The sequence below is a fragment of the Vibrio sp. SSH13-20 genome (assembly GCF_040104475.1).
In the GTDB taxonomy this organism is placed as follows: Bacteria; Pseudomonadota; Gammaproteobacteria; order Enterobacterales; family Vibrionaceae; genus Vibrio; species Vibrio harveyi.
The window spans coordinates 216,016-231,522 of record NZ_JBECOU010000001.1 but is presented as its reverse complement, the minus strand read 5'-3'; the positions used below and the strand labels follow the sequence as shown (position 1 = coordinate 231,522).

General features: G+C 41.5%; 14 protein-coding genes. 1 reads left to right on the top strand and 13 read right to left on the bottom strand.

What is annotated here, in order from left to right; all coding sequences use genetic code 11:
• Window positions 1–24 precede the first annotated feature (24 nt).
• From ABMY42_RS01140 to ABMY42_RS01105, 8 genes are all read right to left on the bottom strand, one after another.
• On the bottom strand, window positions 25–744 hold the full coding sequence (locus ABMY42_RS01140; protein ID WP_017188619.1) for a carbonic anhydrase: 720 nt from the start codon (window positions 742–744) through the stop codon (window positions 25–27).
• A gap of 318 nt (window positions 745–1,062) precedes the next feature.
• Window positions 1,063–1,350: a hypothetical protein gene (locus tag ABMY42_RS01135; protein ID WP_349265867.1), complete on the bottom strand. Its 288-nt coding sequence runs from the start codon at window positions 1,348–1,350 to the stop codon at window positions 1,063–1,065.
• Window positions 1,351–1,480: 130 nt separating this feature from the next.
• Window positions 1,481–1,930, bottom strand: coding sequence for an NUDIX domain-containing protein (locus ABMY42_RS01130; protein WP_005448762.1), 450 nt, complete (start codon window positions 1,928–1,930; stop codon window positions 1,481–1,483).
• A gap of 92 nt (window positions 1,931–2,022) precedes the next feature.
• Window positions 2,023–2,241, bottom strand: a complete 219-nt coding sequence (locus tag ABMY42_RS01125) for a hypothetical protein (protein WP_049536332.1) — start codon at window positions 2,239–2,241, stop codon at window positions 2,023–2,025.
• A 926-nt stretch (window positions 2,242–3,167) separates the two neighbouring features.
• Entirely contained in the window at window positions 3,168–3,749 is a 582-nt protein-coding gene (locus ABMY42_RS01120; protein WP_033008349.1) for a DUF1629 domain-containing protein, read from the bottom strand.
• Window positions 3,750–4,110: 361 nt separating this feature from the next.
• Window positions 4,111–4,368, bottom strand: coding sequence for a hypothetical protein (locus ABMY42_RS01115; RefSeq protein WP_349265866.1), 258 nt, complete (start codon window positions 4,366–4,368; stop codon window positions 4,111–4,113).
• A 154-nt stretch (window positions 4,369–4,522) separates the two neighbouring features.
• Window positions 4,523–4,975, bottom strand: coding sequence for a hypothetical protein (locus tag ABMY42_RS01110; protein WP_226982145.1), 453 nt, complete (start codon window positions 4,973–4,975; stop codon window positions 4,523–4,525).
• Between the two features lie 182 nt (window positions 4,976–5,157).
• Window positions 5,158–6,057: a LysR family transcriptional regulator gene (locus ABMY42_RS01105; protein ID WP_272760329.1), complete on the bottom strand. Its 900-nt coding sequence runs from the start codon at window positions 6,055–6,057 to the stop codon at window positions 5,158–5,160.
• Between the two features lie 104 nt (window positions 6,058–6,161).
• Between ABMY42_RS01105 and ABMY42_RS01100 the strand changes: the two genes are divergently transcribed.
• On the top strand, window positions 6,162–7,082 hold the full coding sequence (locus tag ABMY42_RS01100; RefSeq protein ID WP_349265865.1) for a DMT family transporter: 921 nt from the start codon (window positions 6,162–6,164) through the stop codon (window positions 7,080–7,082).
• Between the two features lie 349 nt (window positions 7,083–7,431).
• Here ABMY42_RS01100 and ABMY42_RS01095 read toward each other — a convergent pair whose 3' ends face one another.
• The 5 genes from ABMY42_RS01095 to ABMY42_RS01075 all read right to left on the bottom strand — a co-directional run bounded on the left by ABMY42_RS01095 (window position 7,432) and on the right by ABMY42_RS01075 (window position 15,498).
• Window positions 7,432–9,144: an SgrR family transcriptional regulator gene (locus tag ABMY42_RS01095; RefSeq protein WP_049536322.1), complete on the bottom strand. Its 1,713-nt coding sequence runs from the start codon at window positions 9,142–9,144 to the stop codon at window positions 7,432–7,434.
• Window positions 9,145–9,662: 518 nt separating this feature from the next.
• Window positions 9,663–10,694 (bottom strand): L-threonine 3-dehydrogenase, encoded by a 1,032-nt coding sequence (tdh, locus tag ABMY42_RS01090; RefSeq protein ID WP_005448756.1) that lies wholly within the window; start codon window positions 10,692–10,694, stop codon window positions 9,663–9,665.
• Between the two features lie 141 nt (window positions 10,695–10,835).
• On the bottom strand, window positions 10,836–12,029 hold the full coding sequence (locus tag ABMY42_RS01085) for a glycine C-acetyltransferase (RefSeq protein ID WP_050908175.1): 1,194 nt from the start codon (window positions 12,027–12,029) through the stop codon (window positions 10,836–10,838).
• Window positions 12,030–12,241: 212 nt separating this feature from the next.
• Window positions 12,242–14,569, bottom strand: a complete 2,328-nt coding sequence (locus ABMY42_RS01080; protein ID WP_009697225.1) for an EAL domain-containing protein — start codon at window positions 14,567–14,569, stop codon at window positions 12,242–12,244.
• Complete coding sequence (locus ABMY42_RS01075; RefSeq protein WP_009697226.1) at window positions 14,566–15,498, bottom strand: transporter substrate-binding domain-containing protein; 933 nt, start codon at window positions 15,496–15,498, stop codon at window positions 14,566–14,568. The genes ABMY42_RS01080 and ABMY42_RS01075 overlap by 4 nt, the downstream gene beginning before the upstream one ends.
• Window positions 15,499–15,507: the final 9 nt, after the last annotated feature.

The following is a 15,507-nucleotide window of genomic DNA, read 5'->3' as shown; positions in this document are numbered from 1 at the left end:
GATCCTTCTCTGTGTGAGCGCGGATTACTGCTGAGCAAGGATCATACGTGCATTAAGCGGCTGAATTGGACGGTTGTTGTGTCCCATTGCTTTAGCAAATTCTTTCACCTGCTCAGGTGAGATCGTTTTCGTGTCTTTGATTACCAACCAACGAACTCCTTCAGAGCAAGGCGGAGTCGTTAGAGAACCATTAAAACGGTAGTAATCTTTATCACTTGGGATAAGCGCGTCCGCATCAAACGGGACTTTAATAGCAACATCGTGATCTTTATTAGGGATGTTTTGCAGTAACTTAGCTAGATCTGGGTTCTCATTACCCAGTTTGAAGAACACTGCGACAACGGCTAGGTGACCCGCCTTATCAGCATGCACAAAGTGCGCTTCTAGAGGGTATTCCTTTCCATCTACATGGTTTTCTGATGGCGTGTGGAAGTGAAATTGTTTTAATACGAACTCTTTGCCATCAATCGTCAGTGTATTTTTCCCTTCTAAACTCGTCTGTAAGGTATGACCGTTGTTTAGCAGTGAAATCGCTTTACCTTGATAATCAAATTGAAGCTTATCTAGTTTGGCTTCAGTAGACGATTGAATATTAATTGGGCTTTGGTTTTGTCCTTTAGCACATTCGGAAGCAAACTCCCCCCAATGAGCAGGTCCATGCTCCCCCTCGTAGCCCCAATTCGCCGCATTCGCGGAGCTCGCAAATACCAAAGCAAGACCAAGTGCTGTTAGTGACTTTTTCATGTTTTCTCCTTGTTTTCTTCCATTCGAGTGTTGTGAAAGCACACTCATACTAATCGTTGTGGAAACATACATAACAGACTGAAAACAATGATTGCGAGCTAACTTTGGAACCCATCACTCTAGTCGCGAAATTGAGATATTACTTAGGATTCAAAAGTGAGAAGACATCTCACAAACGAAAAGACCGAGCACGAGGCTCGGTCTTTATTTTTGAATCACTTATTGAGCGTATCAAAGATACTCAGATATTAGTATTACTATAAAATAGAGAATACTAATTTAGAAGAGAGCGAATCCCGTCATAGTACCATTCCTGTACTACCTAGTCGTGCTCAGCTCTGGATCTTCTGTTTGTAAGTTCTCGGCTAACCCCATTTCTCCTGCTGCAAAGAGTGCGCTCCCTAATGCGGATAGGGTTTCATTGCCCTCACGGTCTGGAAACTCACCCGCTTTAGCAACCGTTTCTGGCTCGATAGTGTTTTTACACACAACACTCAAACAGCCCTCATCTTCTGGTTCTACATTGGGAACACCCAACACGTCATCAGCCAACACACTCACTGGGAAAGTGCTAGATAGGAGTGCTGCCAACATCAAATGTTTCATTCCATACACCATACATTCACGTCAAAGATAAAAACTAAGACAATGATAATGTTAGAATGTTCAAAGGGAAAGCGCCAAAACAAAGGCAGTCCTGCACATGAATCTTACTTGTAACCAGAAACCACTACGTTTAACTTTCTCGCCAAGTGAATGCATCGTTCACCATCAAAAGCGTATGATGCATTCGCAATTTAGACTGGGCATACATTTCCTCTACTTCAGCTAAAGTGAAAAACTGTGCTTTACCTATCTCATGGCTAAATATTGGTGAGATTTTTTGGTCTTCAACCTCTGTCACCCACACGTGACGAAGCACCAAATCACCATCATCAAAACACCCTACATAAGTGTTCAGGTAATTATCTAAACTAACTTGTAAGCCCGTTTCTTCGAAAACTTCTCGAACTGCAGCTTGTTGAGGAAGTTCCTTCACTTCGACACTGCCAGAAGGAATATGCCATAACCCCTTTTTTGTTCCGTGAAGTTCTTGAACTAATAAAACTTTTCTGTGTTGATTGAAAATGACCGCGCCTGCGGCTTTGGCAGCAATCTCAACATGATGCTGAATTCCATATTGCATTGGTACCATTCCTTTTTTCTATTACGTCAGATGAGGTGACATTAGTGAATGCCAATCTTTTTTCACTCAATGGGGTGTTCGAATATGCTCTTTTATTTCACTGTATATTTGTAAGCAAACAACGCGCCGCTAACAATTCCAAGAAAAAGACAGGCGAGGAAAATAACAAAATTACGAGCAGACTCATCTTCTGATTGGTATAGCGGTCCAAATAGAGAACCAAATAAGTGGAAGAGGACAACAACGACGATAGCGCCAAACACACCACCAATAACCACCCTGAGCCAGTGGTATCTATTCCGCTTCTGCATGCTAAAGACCTTAAAGAGGCTTTCCTCTGCTTTCCCAAAACAAACTTTAGAGAGACGAAACTATCACGAGAAGCTTTGGTGATAAGTAGTAGATTGATCCTTTGCGATTCATGACATTATCGTACTGAAATAACTGCAACTATTCTCAGTGTTAGCCTTATTTGAAACCACGGTAAGCTCCTTATTCACATAATACCGCTCACCATGCAAACCAAGCGCACCCTGACGTGTCAAATCATTCATCGAATGTTCCCTGCCTTTTGCATCTAAATACTTGCCAGGAATGCGTTGTCGAACCTTTTGCTCAATAAAAAGGAAGATATCATCAACACAATTATGGGGAACGGGGTCTGAACAAAGATTAAAGCTAAGTGACATAATTTATGGCAACTGACTATTCTTCCGTTTCCCTTTTAGCTTTTAAAGCAGAGAAAAAACCAATAAAAAATAGAGCATTGGTTACCACTAGTACAAAACCAGAAACGGCTGGTAGGTTGGTGCCCAAAATTAGTGACAGAATATAGTACTGTGCGCAGGCAGCCATGACACAGAGGGAAAGAGGTCTTAACCACATAGAATAATTTGTAAACTGATTAAAAGAACTCAAGCAAATTGAGAAAAAGACATGAGAAAAATGGATCGTAGCCAGAGAGAAGAATACAACTAGCGTAACTATTAACATTTTCAATCACCCATTTTTGCTATTCTCAGCAATACCTGTATATGCTTCTTAAACATAAATTTGACTTAGATTTAGAATGAACGTTGATACCCCTTCATTGAAAAAACCGCAAATCTACTCAATATTTTTCCGTCTGATTTCACGATAGTTTGTAACTTACTGAATAGTAGTTTTACCCCCAAAACGTCTGCGGGCATCGATAGATACATGAATGACGAGCTCCAGACGTATTGCAAACGGTGTTTTAGGGAGATAACTGTATCTCTTTAAAGCTCAGCCCCGTCAAACCCAACTCGTGAACTCGCTCGTACAAACCACCTTTCTTATCTGTACAGAACATTCGCAACCCTGCCCCTTGAACTCGAAACAAACCAGCGCCATTAACAGCTTTCTTCTTCAAAACAAGTTTCTTAAAGGGTCTAACCCGGCTCTGCTTTCCATCGCGAAGATTGAACTTAGTTGCAGAATGGTCGATAGCATCTAATTGAGTCAAGATGTTAACAGCTCGCCAAGACTGCTTATTCAAGCACAATGGGAGAAACTCAACATCTTCACATAGTACCCCCAGTTGATCCGCGATCGAGATAGGCATGGCTAATGATATCGCTCTCCAAGCAGCAATATCCGGCTTTGGTAATGCCTTTTCGTTTTCAACTTCTAACCATTCGACATCGACACACTTCCAACTAGCTTTGACAGGCTCGCCGTACAATTGAATCGGTTTTCTTTCAGTCTCCTGAATAGAAAGTGCCAATGAAGACTCTTGTAACAGTGCAAACTCGTTGACATTTGGAGTTACAACAAACACTTTGCTAAATACTGCCATAGACGTCCCTAAACAGATTGAATGAGTTATTGAAAGCTCCCTTAAATCAAGGCTTTCACGTACTTCCATATATATAACGATTATACTTAGATACCCAAAAGGCAACTGTACCTTCTTAAAGAAACGCTTAATTTAAATATGTTGACCGACATAAAAAGATAAATATAACGCCATGTCTATCATCACGTTATAACCTATACATGAGGTAAACGAAGAATTGCCTAATCATAGTGTTCTCGCTTACGCTTCAATGAGTAACGGGTTTATAACAAAAACGCCCCAAGGTTAACTTGAGGCGTTTGTATGAATATAAAACTATTTTCTGCAGAGTTTTACTGCCAACTCCACTAGTAGTCGTTTCTTAGAAAAGAGAGGCGACTTCAAAAAAATAACAAGAAAGAACATCAACCTCAGAGTCTAATTGATCTGGAGAATAAAACTTGTAGCCTTGAGAGACTAATTCTCGGAATAACATTTCTAAACGCTTATAAGTCATACAATAAGCTTGAAGTTCGTCAACACCAAAAATATTTTCATTCACATCTAAAGTTGGAATTAAGATTGTACATGTGTAATCTTGTTCTCCTAATTTTGGAGAGGAAACATCAACAGATAACAAGACCTCTTCTCCGTTAGGCTTTATAGCTAAGTATCTGGAAGTAAACATAAAAACCATTATATATTGTGCTGCGTTGAAATTTTAGCAACGCAATTTCGAAGTAACGCCACTCCGCCTTATACGACAACACGACGCTTAGTAAAAATGCAAAGAGTCACAAATCACAACCAAACTCATTGTTAGCTTTTCTTTTACCGTATGAGAGATATTTTAGCCATATCAATACAGGTAATGTCATCAAGCCCGTTAGTAAAATATCTGCCACCGAGTGATAACCTTGATAAAGCATCAACAAACAATAAGAAACCATTGAGATGATTGTTATAGACCTTACTTTTTGTCCAATAAAAGAGAGAGTTACCACAAAAACTAACGCCAAAGCAGTGTGGGTACTGTAATCGAGTCCAATCGCCGCATATGCATCAAAGTATTTATCAACAAACATTAATGTATAAATATAAACAGCACCTAATATCGTTGTTGAAGCATCGCCCAAAGCGCTTCTCAACCCTGAACGCTTTCCTTTTATTACAAACCAAAATAGCGTCATAATGCCTAACAGAGGAACATACGAATCAGCGATGGCATCTAACTGTTGGTAAGTCATTTTTATAAACCCTCGAATTCTTGTTCATGTGCGTTCAACTTACTACGCACAACAACGACATATCTATTAAGAATGATTGAGCCAAAGTCTAATCGCCATTGAACATCACAAGTAAAAGCAACACAAGATTACGCTGGAGAATGATTATCATTTACATGAGAATTTAATGCAAGAAAGTTTATCTACGCCAGCGGTATGCTCTTCTCGCTACCTAACTGTCTAGACAACCTCTCAACTACCGGCGTTGCTTTGTCTTTTCTCCATATAAAGTAGAGAGACAGTTCTAGCTTGAACTCTTTTAAGGAAATAAACTTAACTAATGGAGATACTCGCTCAATATGTTTACTGTTTACGATAGCAACACCTTGCTTTGCCGCGACTAATGCAAGCATCGAGCTTTCATGATGAGCCCAGTGAAGAACATTTGGACTCAAGCCAATGTCTCGGAATCTCTGCTCTTGCCAATTAAAAAAAGCAGGATATGAGACTTGAGGGAAGCGAATGAAAGGCAGTGAATTTAGTTGCGCAATGGTAACACCCTCACTAAACATCTCCTTCCAAGACGCTGGATAAGCCAGTGTCATAGGATCCGTTCTAAGTTTAATCGCACCATATGAATCGCCTATGTCATCAAATAAATACACAAATGCGCAATCCAAGCTGCCATTTTCAATATGAGTCAAAAGAGCAGTTGTATTATCTGTAATCATTTCCATCGTGATATCAGGATTTAGAGATCTAAACCGATTAAGTTGTTCAGGAACCAAACCTTCCCATAATACAGCTTCGACAGAACCTAACTTAAGATCTCCGACCGCTCCAGACGCAACTCTTTTTACCGTTTGAGTGGCATTTTCTATATCAGAGACGATTTCAGTCATCTGATTCCTAAAATGTTCGCCTGCTATCGTAAGCGTAAGTTTTCGAGAGACACGGTCAAAAAGTTGAACGCCTAACTCCTCTTCTAAATCACTTATTTGCCGTGAAATTGCAGGCTGCGTGACGTTTAGAACACTAGCGGCTTTTGTAACTCCCCCCGAATTCGCTACAGCAAGAAAATATTTGATTTGTCGGAGATCCATACTGTCCCTTCGTTAACTTTTAGGCATCAAACTATAAGAATATATCAATTTTTGTTATCAAGCAGCTCGGTTACTCTTTCAAAAAAGTTAATCGAAGAGAAAAAATGAACACACTTAAAAATAGAAAGCTAGTTAATGGTATTGGATATGGTTTTTTGACAGTTGTCAGTTGGGGTGTGCTGAATGTCACTACACATGATGCTCTTAGTCGCGGCTTCTTACCCAATGACCTAACAATGCTTAGGTATTGTGTAGCCGCTATAATATGCCTTCCTCTTATGGCAATAAGTTTTCGTCACACAATTCATAGATCTCATTGGCTAAGAGCAACTGTATTTGCGTTACTTGCAGGACCGTTGTACGGCTGGTTAGTCAATAAGGGCATGCAACTTACCCCTTTATCCTACGCGAGTGTTATGGTTCCTACATTCACAATGATAACTACCGTGTTGTTACTATCGACGCAAGGCGAAAAGATCAATAAAGCTCAGGTTATAGGGATATTCGTCATTGTCTGCGGTTTGTATCTACTCACTAATCATTCGTTGAATGTAACACCGCATAGTCATTTGGGAGTAGTATCGTTTTTTCTAGCTGGATTAGCATGGTCTCTATTTACAATATTATTAAGAAAATGGAAGGTTGAGCTGGTTTCAACCATTTTTATGATGAACATGGTCTCTGGTTGTATATATTTCCCCTTCTATCTTTACAATGCGCACTCTGACTTATCTAGTCAACCTATGACATTATGGTTGACACAGACCTTTGTACAGAGCGTGCTTGCTTCAATCATAGTAGTATTCACTTTTGCGCGTACCGTCAGGTATCTAGGTGCAACTGTTTCCTCTACACTTCCTGCGCTTATACCTTTGGTATCAATATCAATAGCTAGCTTATGGTTTGGACAACAAATTACTAACAGTGAAAAACTTGCTTTAACTACGATTACTTTCGGTTTTGTTATATGTACATTGAGCAAACACATTCCAAAAACGAAAACTGAGAACGCAAAGTACCAATAAGAGTTAAACCTGACAGTTACCAGGGGTCAACCAATAGTTGGATGCCCCCTTATAAAAGTTGTTAGTCAAAAAGAATCGTCGAAAGGACTCCTGCAAAGAAGCCCATTAAAAATGGAATCATTCGAGAATGGGTAGCTCCGCTTGACTCTACAATAAGCGCTTGCTCAGGGTTGATAAGATCTGTCCTTGCTTTATATCGGTACATAAAATGGTCATGTGGAAACATCTTCAATTCCTTTCTTTAGTGAACGACAATATTGTGTCGAAGTTTAAAAAAGTAAAAACGAAGAGTTATGATTATGAAGTTCCACTTTTATCCAGTTTCTGTACCAATTTAGGACTCGCTCAGTTAGTCCTTAATCCAAAGCTTTTTAAATGAAATAAGTCCCATACTGTCGATATCTGTACCTTTTATTGTCTCTGAGAAATTGTAAGCAGTTGAAGTTCGCCATAGTGGAATCGATATCCCTTGCTGAACCATCCAGTCCTCACAACGATGGAGCTCTTCTATCAGGTGATGCAGGTCTGTCGAGTGTTCTAGTAGATTATCTACGAACGATATTATGGCTTTTTGCTGTTCAGGTGATAGGCAATAGTCAAAAGCATCACTGCAAAGAAACCATTTATAGTAATTCAATACATAATCGTCCTGAGCAGCATAAATCCCCAAAGCAATGTCTGCATAGTCACTGTCTTGATAGGAAAGTACTGTTATATCTGCTCCTTTTTTCCGCCAGTACTCTATCAAATCTACATAATGTCCCCTATTGATGTCAGCACACCATACATTAATATTACGCTGTGGCTTTTTCATAGTATGGTGGTACAAGTGAACAACTCTGTCGTGATGGAGCCCAGAAATACAATTCGCAACGGGCACTTTGTTAGTAGAAATATTCTCACAGAAGTCTCTAGCATGATTAATAAGCCAAGCTTTTTCATCCATGGAAAGTAAGTCTTCTTTATGGATAAACTCCATCACTTCACACCCCATAGAAAGCGTTTTATTGATCGACGCTGAAGGAACAGTAGTTGAATATCCGTGGTGAGTGATATGAGCTTGTATATCTGTTGACGTCGAATCGATTGTCCAACACTCAATTTTGTCTATTAATGCGTTAACAGAAAAGTAACGGGGGTTTTTCGTCAAGCACCAATGAGTATAAGTAGGCTTATCGATAGAGCTAGAGACTGACGAATGTACTTCGAGTTGGAAAACGCCGGTTCCAGTAGGGATATCGCTGCCATCCTTTTCTAAGTATATCGCTGCGTGAGTATCCGCTAACACCCTCAGGATCATGGGATCTGCAAATGCCATTTCTAGAACAACCCAACGACCATTAGCTCTGACTGACTTTACATGACGATATAAGATTTGCTTCGAATGTGGATAAGACATTAAATATTCAAGGCATTGAGTAACGTGAGTAGGCAGCAACGCCTCACCACTATGAAAGTACACATCATCACGCAACCTTAACCACAGTTCGGTTCCCCGAAACTCAAAGTGATGCGCTAAACTTGGTTTAACCAAATCAGAGTCTTTGTCGTAACGAAGTAACGTATCAAATAACCCATTTATGTAAGGTCTAGATATTGGACGAATTGCTTTTAGAGGGTGCAATTCAGGCAAGCAATAAGGTACCAACATTGCAAGATGATTATGAATTTTGAGGACCTCCTGAGCTTTGTCTAGCCATTCAGGAAGATTGTTTCGAAAAGTATCATAATAGCCGAACTGCTCTGCATATCTCGCAGCTTCACTTAATTGACCTTTGGAGCAATATGATTCCAAAACTCCTAATAATGCACTTTCAAAGCTTACATTGATAACCAGTATAGACTTATGCCCTCTACCTTTCCCTGGTTTCCAGGAAAGCCAACCTATCGATGTAAGCGTCTTTATCAGCTTTGTCACGTTGCGGTCAGAGCATGATAACTGCTCAGCTAAAGTACGTATATCAGTTGCGCAGAACTCCTTGACTGGATACTGAGTACAAAGTTGTTTAAGGCGCTGTAAATGAATTTGATTGATAAAAGGTGAACTCGATTTCTCTAACATGTCATAGTTACTTCTTGAAATTTGAATGATAGTGATGCCCACATCACCCAACTCAATCGCTTTATTTAGATTACGTGTTAATGTTTTTAGTGAAGCGCGAGTTTAGTACGACTGTCAACAAGAATAGATTATTTGTGTTTATTGGTTACAGTTGGAGAGCATGTCTTTAGACCACCATGCTAGCAGGTGATGTATTGAAACTTAGTGGAATCTTTATCCACTCAGAGATACCTACCTTAAGTTAGAGAAACACGCATACAAACACCAATTCAGTTTATCAGTTGGGTAGGCAGGACATCTAGATAAAATGATAATTGCGAGGAGCTCAGGAAAGGCTCAAAGAGGTAAGTCAGAAAAAGTATGGAAGGTGTTAAAAAGAGTTCATGAGGTGATAAATATTACTCTCTTACAAAAAACTCCGAAAAACACTGTAGTTTTTCGGAGTTTTTAACTGGTACCAGAGTGGCGGAGGTAAAATTCTCCTAAGAGAACCTAGGGACTATTTTACCAGCTTTGCTCTATTCCCAATCAAGAATAACCTTACCTGACATACCGCTACGCATTACGTCGAAGCCTTCTTGGAAATCATCAATCTTGTAGTGGTGCGTGATGATTGGTGATAGATCCAAACCAGATTGGATTAATGAAGCCATCTTGTACCATGTTTCGAACATTTCACGACCGTAGATACCTTTGATCACCAAACCTTTGAAGATAACTTGGTTCCAATCGATACCCATGTCTGATGGTGGAATACCTAGAAGTGCAATGCGACCACCGTGGTTCATCGTCGTTAGCATGGAGTTAAATGCTGATGGGTTACCAGACATTTCTAGACCTACGTCGAAGCCTTCTGTCATGCCTAGCTCAGACATTACGTCTTCTAGCTTCTCTTCAGCCACGTTTACTGCGCGAGTTACCCCCATCTTACGAGCAAGCTCTAGGCGGTATTCGTTTACGTCTGTGATAACAACATGGCGAGCACCAACGTGTTTCGCTACCGCAGCTGCCATGATGCCGATTGGACCAGCACCTGTGATCAGCACGTCTTCACCGACGAGGTCAAAAGAAAGCGCGGTATGTACAGCATTACCAAACGGGTCAAAGATTGATGCTAGATCGTCAGAGATGCCTTCCGGGATTTTGAACGCGTTAAACGCTGGGATCACTAAATATTCTGCGAATGCGCCTTCACGGTTTACACCAACACCGATCGTGTTGCGACACAGGTGAGTACGACCACCGCGACAGTTACGACAATGACCACACGTGATATGACCTTCACCAGAAACGCGGTCGCCGATTTCAAAGCCACGCACTTCCTGACCAATCGCAACCACTTCACCCACGTATTCGTGACCTACAACCATAGGAACTGGAATTGTCTTTTGTGACCATTCGTCCCAGTTGTAAATGTGTACGTCAGTGCCACAGATAGCGGTTTTCTTAATTTTGATCAGAATGTCGTTGTGGCCAACTTCCGGTTTTTCAACCTCAGTCATCCAGATGCCTTCTTCAGGCTTTAGCTTTGATAGTGCTTTGATTTTCATAATATTCACCCAATATTGCCCCGCTCTATGCGTGGCAAAAAATTCTTTCATCTACCGTCATTAAAGAAAAGGTAAAGGCTTTACCCATGAGCCGACTCAAAAGAGTTGGGAAAGCCTTTGTAACCTTTTAGTCTCTCAGACTTAGATGATGCCCATGTCCTTACCAACTTGGATGAACGCGTCGATTGCACGGTCTAGTTGCTCACGAGAGTGCGCCGCAGACATTTGAGTACGGATACGCGCTTGACCTTTTGGTACAACAGGGAATGAGAAGCCGATTACGTAGATGCCTTTCTCTAGAGCGCGCTCAGCAAATTCTGCTGCTACTTTTGCGTCACCAAGCATGATTGGAATGATTGCGTGGTCAGCACCACCCATTGTGAAACCAGCGTCTTCCATACGAGTACGGAAGTGTGCTGCGTTTTCCCATAGACGGCCACGTAGGTCACCGCTCTCTTCTAGTAGGTCTAGAACGCGAATAGAAGCGCTTACGATTGCTGGTGCAACAGAGTTAGAGAATAGGTATGGACGAGAACGCTGACGTAACCAGTCAATCACTTCAGCTTTACCAGATGTGTAACCGCCTGAAGCGCCGCCCATTGCTTTACCTAGCGTACCGGTGATGATGTCGATACGGTCCACTACGTTATGGTGTTCGTGCGTACCTGCACCTGTTTTACCCATAAAGCCAACAGCGTGAGAATCATCAACCATAGTTAATGCGCCGTACTTATCTGCTAGGTCACAGATAGCTGGAAGGTTAGCCACTACGCCGTCCATTGAGAACACACCGTCAGTTACGATAAGAATGTGGCGAGCACCCGCTTCTTTTGCAGCGATCAATTGTTGCTCTAGTTCTTCCATGTTGTTGTTTGAGTAGCGGAAACGCATCGCTTTACATAGACGAACACCATCAATGATTGACGCGTGATTTAGAGCGTCAGAGATGATTGCATCTTCTTTACCTAGGATAGTTTCAAATAAACCCGCGTTTGCATCGAAACATGATGTGTAAAGAATCGTGTCTTCTTTACCTAGGAACTTAGAAAGCTTCTGCTCAAGCTCTTTATGGATGTCTTGAGTACCACAAATGAAACGTACTGAAGCCATACCAAAACCGTGCTCGTCCATGCCTGCTTTGCCCGCTTCGATAAGCGCTGGGTGGTTAGCAAGACCAAGGTAGTTGTTTGCACAGAAGTTTAGTACTTCTTCACCAGTAGAGATTTTAACAGCCGCTTGCTGTTGAGACGTAATGATACGCTCTGCTTTGTAAAGACCTTCCGCCTTCACTTCTTCAATTTGCTGTTCAATCTGTTGGTAAAATGCAGAAGACATTCGCAATTCCTTCCTGTTTATTTTGTCGAGTTTTCACTCGATTAGAATTAGGTTGAGCCTTTATGTAACGGGGGTCACAGGCAATTACTTCTCAATTAAGTGTAGTGTAATTCAAGGAAGGAAAAACGATTATCCCTCAAGGTGGAAAAGCATTAATGAATTCTAGGCACGAATCCAACTAATGCTTTTCTATGAGGTTGTATTGAAAGGAGTTATAGCCAAGTTGGCGTTGTTAAAAGCGCTTCAAACTCCTTCGCTGGCAATGGTCGGCTATAGTGGAAACCTTGTCCGAACTCACAGTTTAGGTTTTTCAAGTAATCAACGTGACGCTGCTCTTCAATGCCTTCTGCGACGATCTTAAGGTTAAGCGCTTTCGCCATTGCAATAATAACGTTCACAAGCTCACGATCCGATTCATTCTCAAACATGTTCTGTAAGAAACTGCGATCAATTTTAAGTCGGTCAAATGGGAATTTCTGTAAGTAACTCAATGCTGAGTAACCGGTACCAAAGTCATCAATCGTTAGCTTCGCCCCCATCGCACGTAAGTTATCTAACATGCCCATCAGTTCATTGCTGTGGTTGAATAAAAGACTTTCAGTAACTTCAACATCAAACAATTCAGGCGGCAGTCCCGACTCCTCAAGATGAAGCTTGATTTGCTCAAAGAGGCGATCACAGTATCTAAACTGCACACTAGAAAAATTTACTGATACAAACAAGGGTGAATCTTTCTGCCACTTCGCTGCTTGGTGACATGCTTGACGAATAGCGAAATCACCAAGTTGATGAATCAAGCCGTTCTTTTCTGCAATCGAAATAAACTCTTCTGGGTTCACAAACCCAAACTTGTCGTCATTCCAACGCATTAGAGCTTCAGCGCCGACAATCGCTCCGCTTTCTAAATCAATAATAGGTTGGTAGTAAAGCTCTAATAAGTCTTGCGAAATGGCGTTACGCAAGCGAGTTTCCAACTCTAAGAAGCGCTGCAAATCTTGGTTCATGTTGTGATCGTAAAAACAGAAAGCGTTACGTCCATCCTGCTTAACTCGATACATGGCCATATCCGCGCACGCCAACAACTGCTCGGCGTTATCACCATCTTCCGGGAAGACTGACATTCCGACACTCGCCGAGAGGAAAAACTCGTGGTTTTGCCATACAAACGGCTCGTTAAACACAGATAGAACCGTTGTCGCAAATCGTTTTGCGCTGTCCGCATTGTGCAAGTCTGGAATCACTAACAAAAACTCATCACCGCCAATCCGAGCCAATAAGTCTGTTTTTCGAACTGCGTTGTGCAATCTTTCCGCTGCGAGTTTTAAGACTTCATCACCAACGAAATGTCCCATGGAATCATTAATCTGCTTGAAATGATCAAGGTCGATGAACATCACCAACACATTCGAACCGATGCGTTCTGCACGTGAAAGCTCTAAGTCGAGACGCTCGGAGCCATAAACTCGGTTTGGTAATCCGGTCAAGGAGTCATGTTTCGCTTGATAAGCTAACTCCATCTCTGACGATTTACGGCGCTCGATTTCACTGGTCAGGCGCTGGTTCTGTTGAGAAAGAAAGTCTTTACGCTTTTTCTCCTCTTCCAATTTTATTTTCAGCTCTACACGAGTGTTGTTTAGCGTGAATGCATAAAGCAACCCAACCACAATCATGATGGCAAGTACACTTAAACCATTAATGAACATGCGTGAAGTATAAATATCTCGCTCACTGAGTGATTCAAACCACGCCATCAACTTAAAGTGATGATGTTCAATGGGTACTTCAAAATAGATTTTTTGCTTTAGCTCTTTGGCAAGGGCTTCTGGATCCGTGATGTTTTCTTGTTCCAGCTTACGACTAATAGAATCCCAAACTTCCATTTCCACATCGTTGATCTTTAACACCATCCGGCTATAGCTGCCTTCATGTTCTTGATTCGTCAGTTGGGAAATCACCACTTCTTTGTTGATGTCAGCAATCAAAAAGCCAACAGGCTTGCCAGAAAACATCACTTGCTTAACGACTTGAATGAGGACCTTACCATCATTTTGTATCGCTCTGACTTCCTCAGGATGAGCGTGGTCATTAAGCAATCGAGACGTATCAATACGATGATCTGTTTTAACGCCCGTAGTGACGATGGTTGAACCATCAAGACCAACTAACGTCAGCTTGGTGTAGATGATCTGGTTGTTGACAGTTTTCGCGTCGGCTTTCTCTTGCAGCTTACGCTTCAAGTTGATCAGACTAGCGCCTAGGCCATATTCCATCGACATGCCTGAAGCAAGATTCGCAAAGAAGGTCTGCACCGTTTTATCAGTGGATAAGTGGTCGACATCTTCGCTGGCTATCGTGAATAAATTATCGAGAGTACCCGCGTAGCTTTTTACCTTTAGGTCAAGTTCACGATGCTGAGAATCTTTTAATTTGTTTTGACCTAAACTCGTCACAGTAATAATCATCGCTAAATAGAGCGACACCAAAATAGCACTGACGGTGATGATCTTCTGGCTTGATATCTTTTTTACAGACTTTCTCATATATCGTTCTTACTATCTTCTAAGAAGTAGTCATTATAAAAATAGTAAATTGACGGGTAGTATTTCTCGACCAACTTCTGGTACGTCCCATCTTTTTTAATTGACTTCAAATATTGATTAAATGCGGCTTTTAATTCAGGGGAGTCCTTACGGAAGGCAACCGCCATTTTTTGATTTTCGGACACAGGACCAATTACTTTGATTTCTCCTGGCCACTTTTCCAATGCAATCAGTGTATCTGCTACATCAAGCAGTGTACTTTCTGCATCATTCTTCATTATCGCTGGCACCATCTCATTCAATCGACGCTGCCCATCAGGCAAAATAACTTTTGCTCCCGTGTCATACAGATTGTAAAGGTTCGGGTCTAGACACGAGTGCTCCATCGCGAGAACTTCACGACCTTTGATAAGCGATTTCACCATCGAGATATCGTTCTCAATGGAACCTGTCGGTTTGATTGGAGTAAGGGTGGAATCTGTACGTGCAACTAACCAAACCGCAGATGGGAAGTAATCATCAGAAAAATCGACGACATGAGTTCGCCAATCAAGAATAGTGACTCCGTTAGCAATCAGATCGCCTTCAATAGGCATCGTTTTGCCAACCTGAAGCTGGGCGTCTTTGTACTCAACTTGTTGACCTGTCAATTTGCCTACCACATTGTTCCATTGCGCTGGTACGTATTCATATCGGACGCCAAGAGACTGAGCAAACCCTTTAATAATATCCACATCCAGCCCTGTCAAAGTCTGCACTTCACCTTGGTCGATGTAAGAAACAAAGTTCGCGTATGGCACACCGATATGACGCAAAACGCCACTGTCTTTGATGTCTTGTAAATCACCAGCAAACACTGAAGCAGAGAGTAGTGACGTCATACCAACAGCCATTGCCGTCATGGTTCGTTTGATTAATTTCACTGACATGGTGAATAT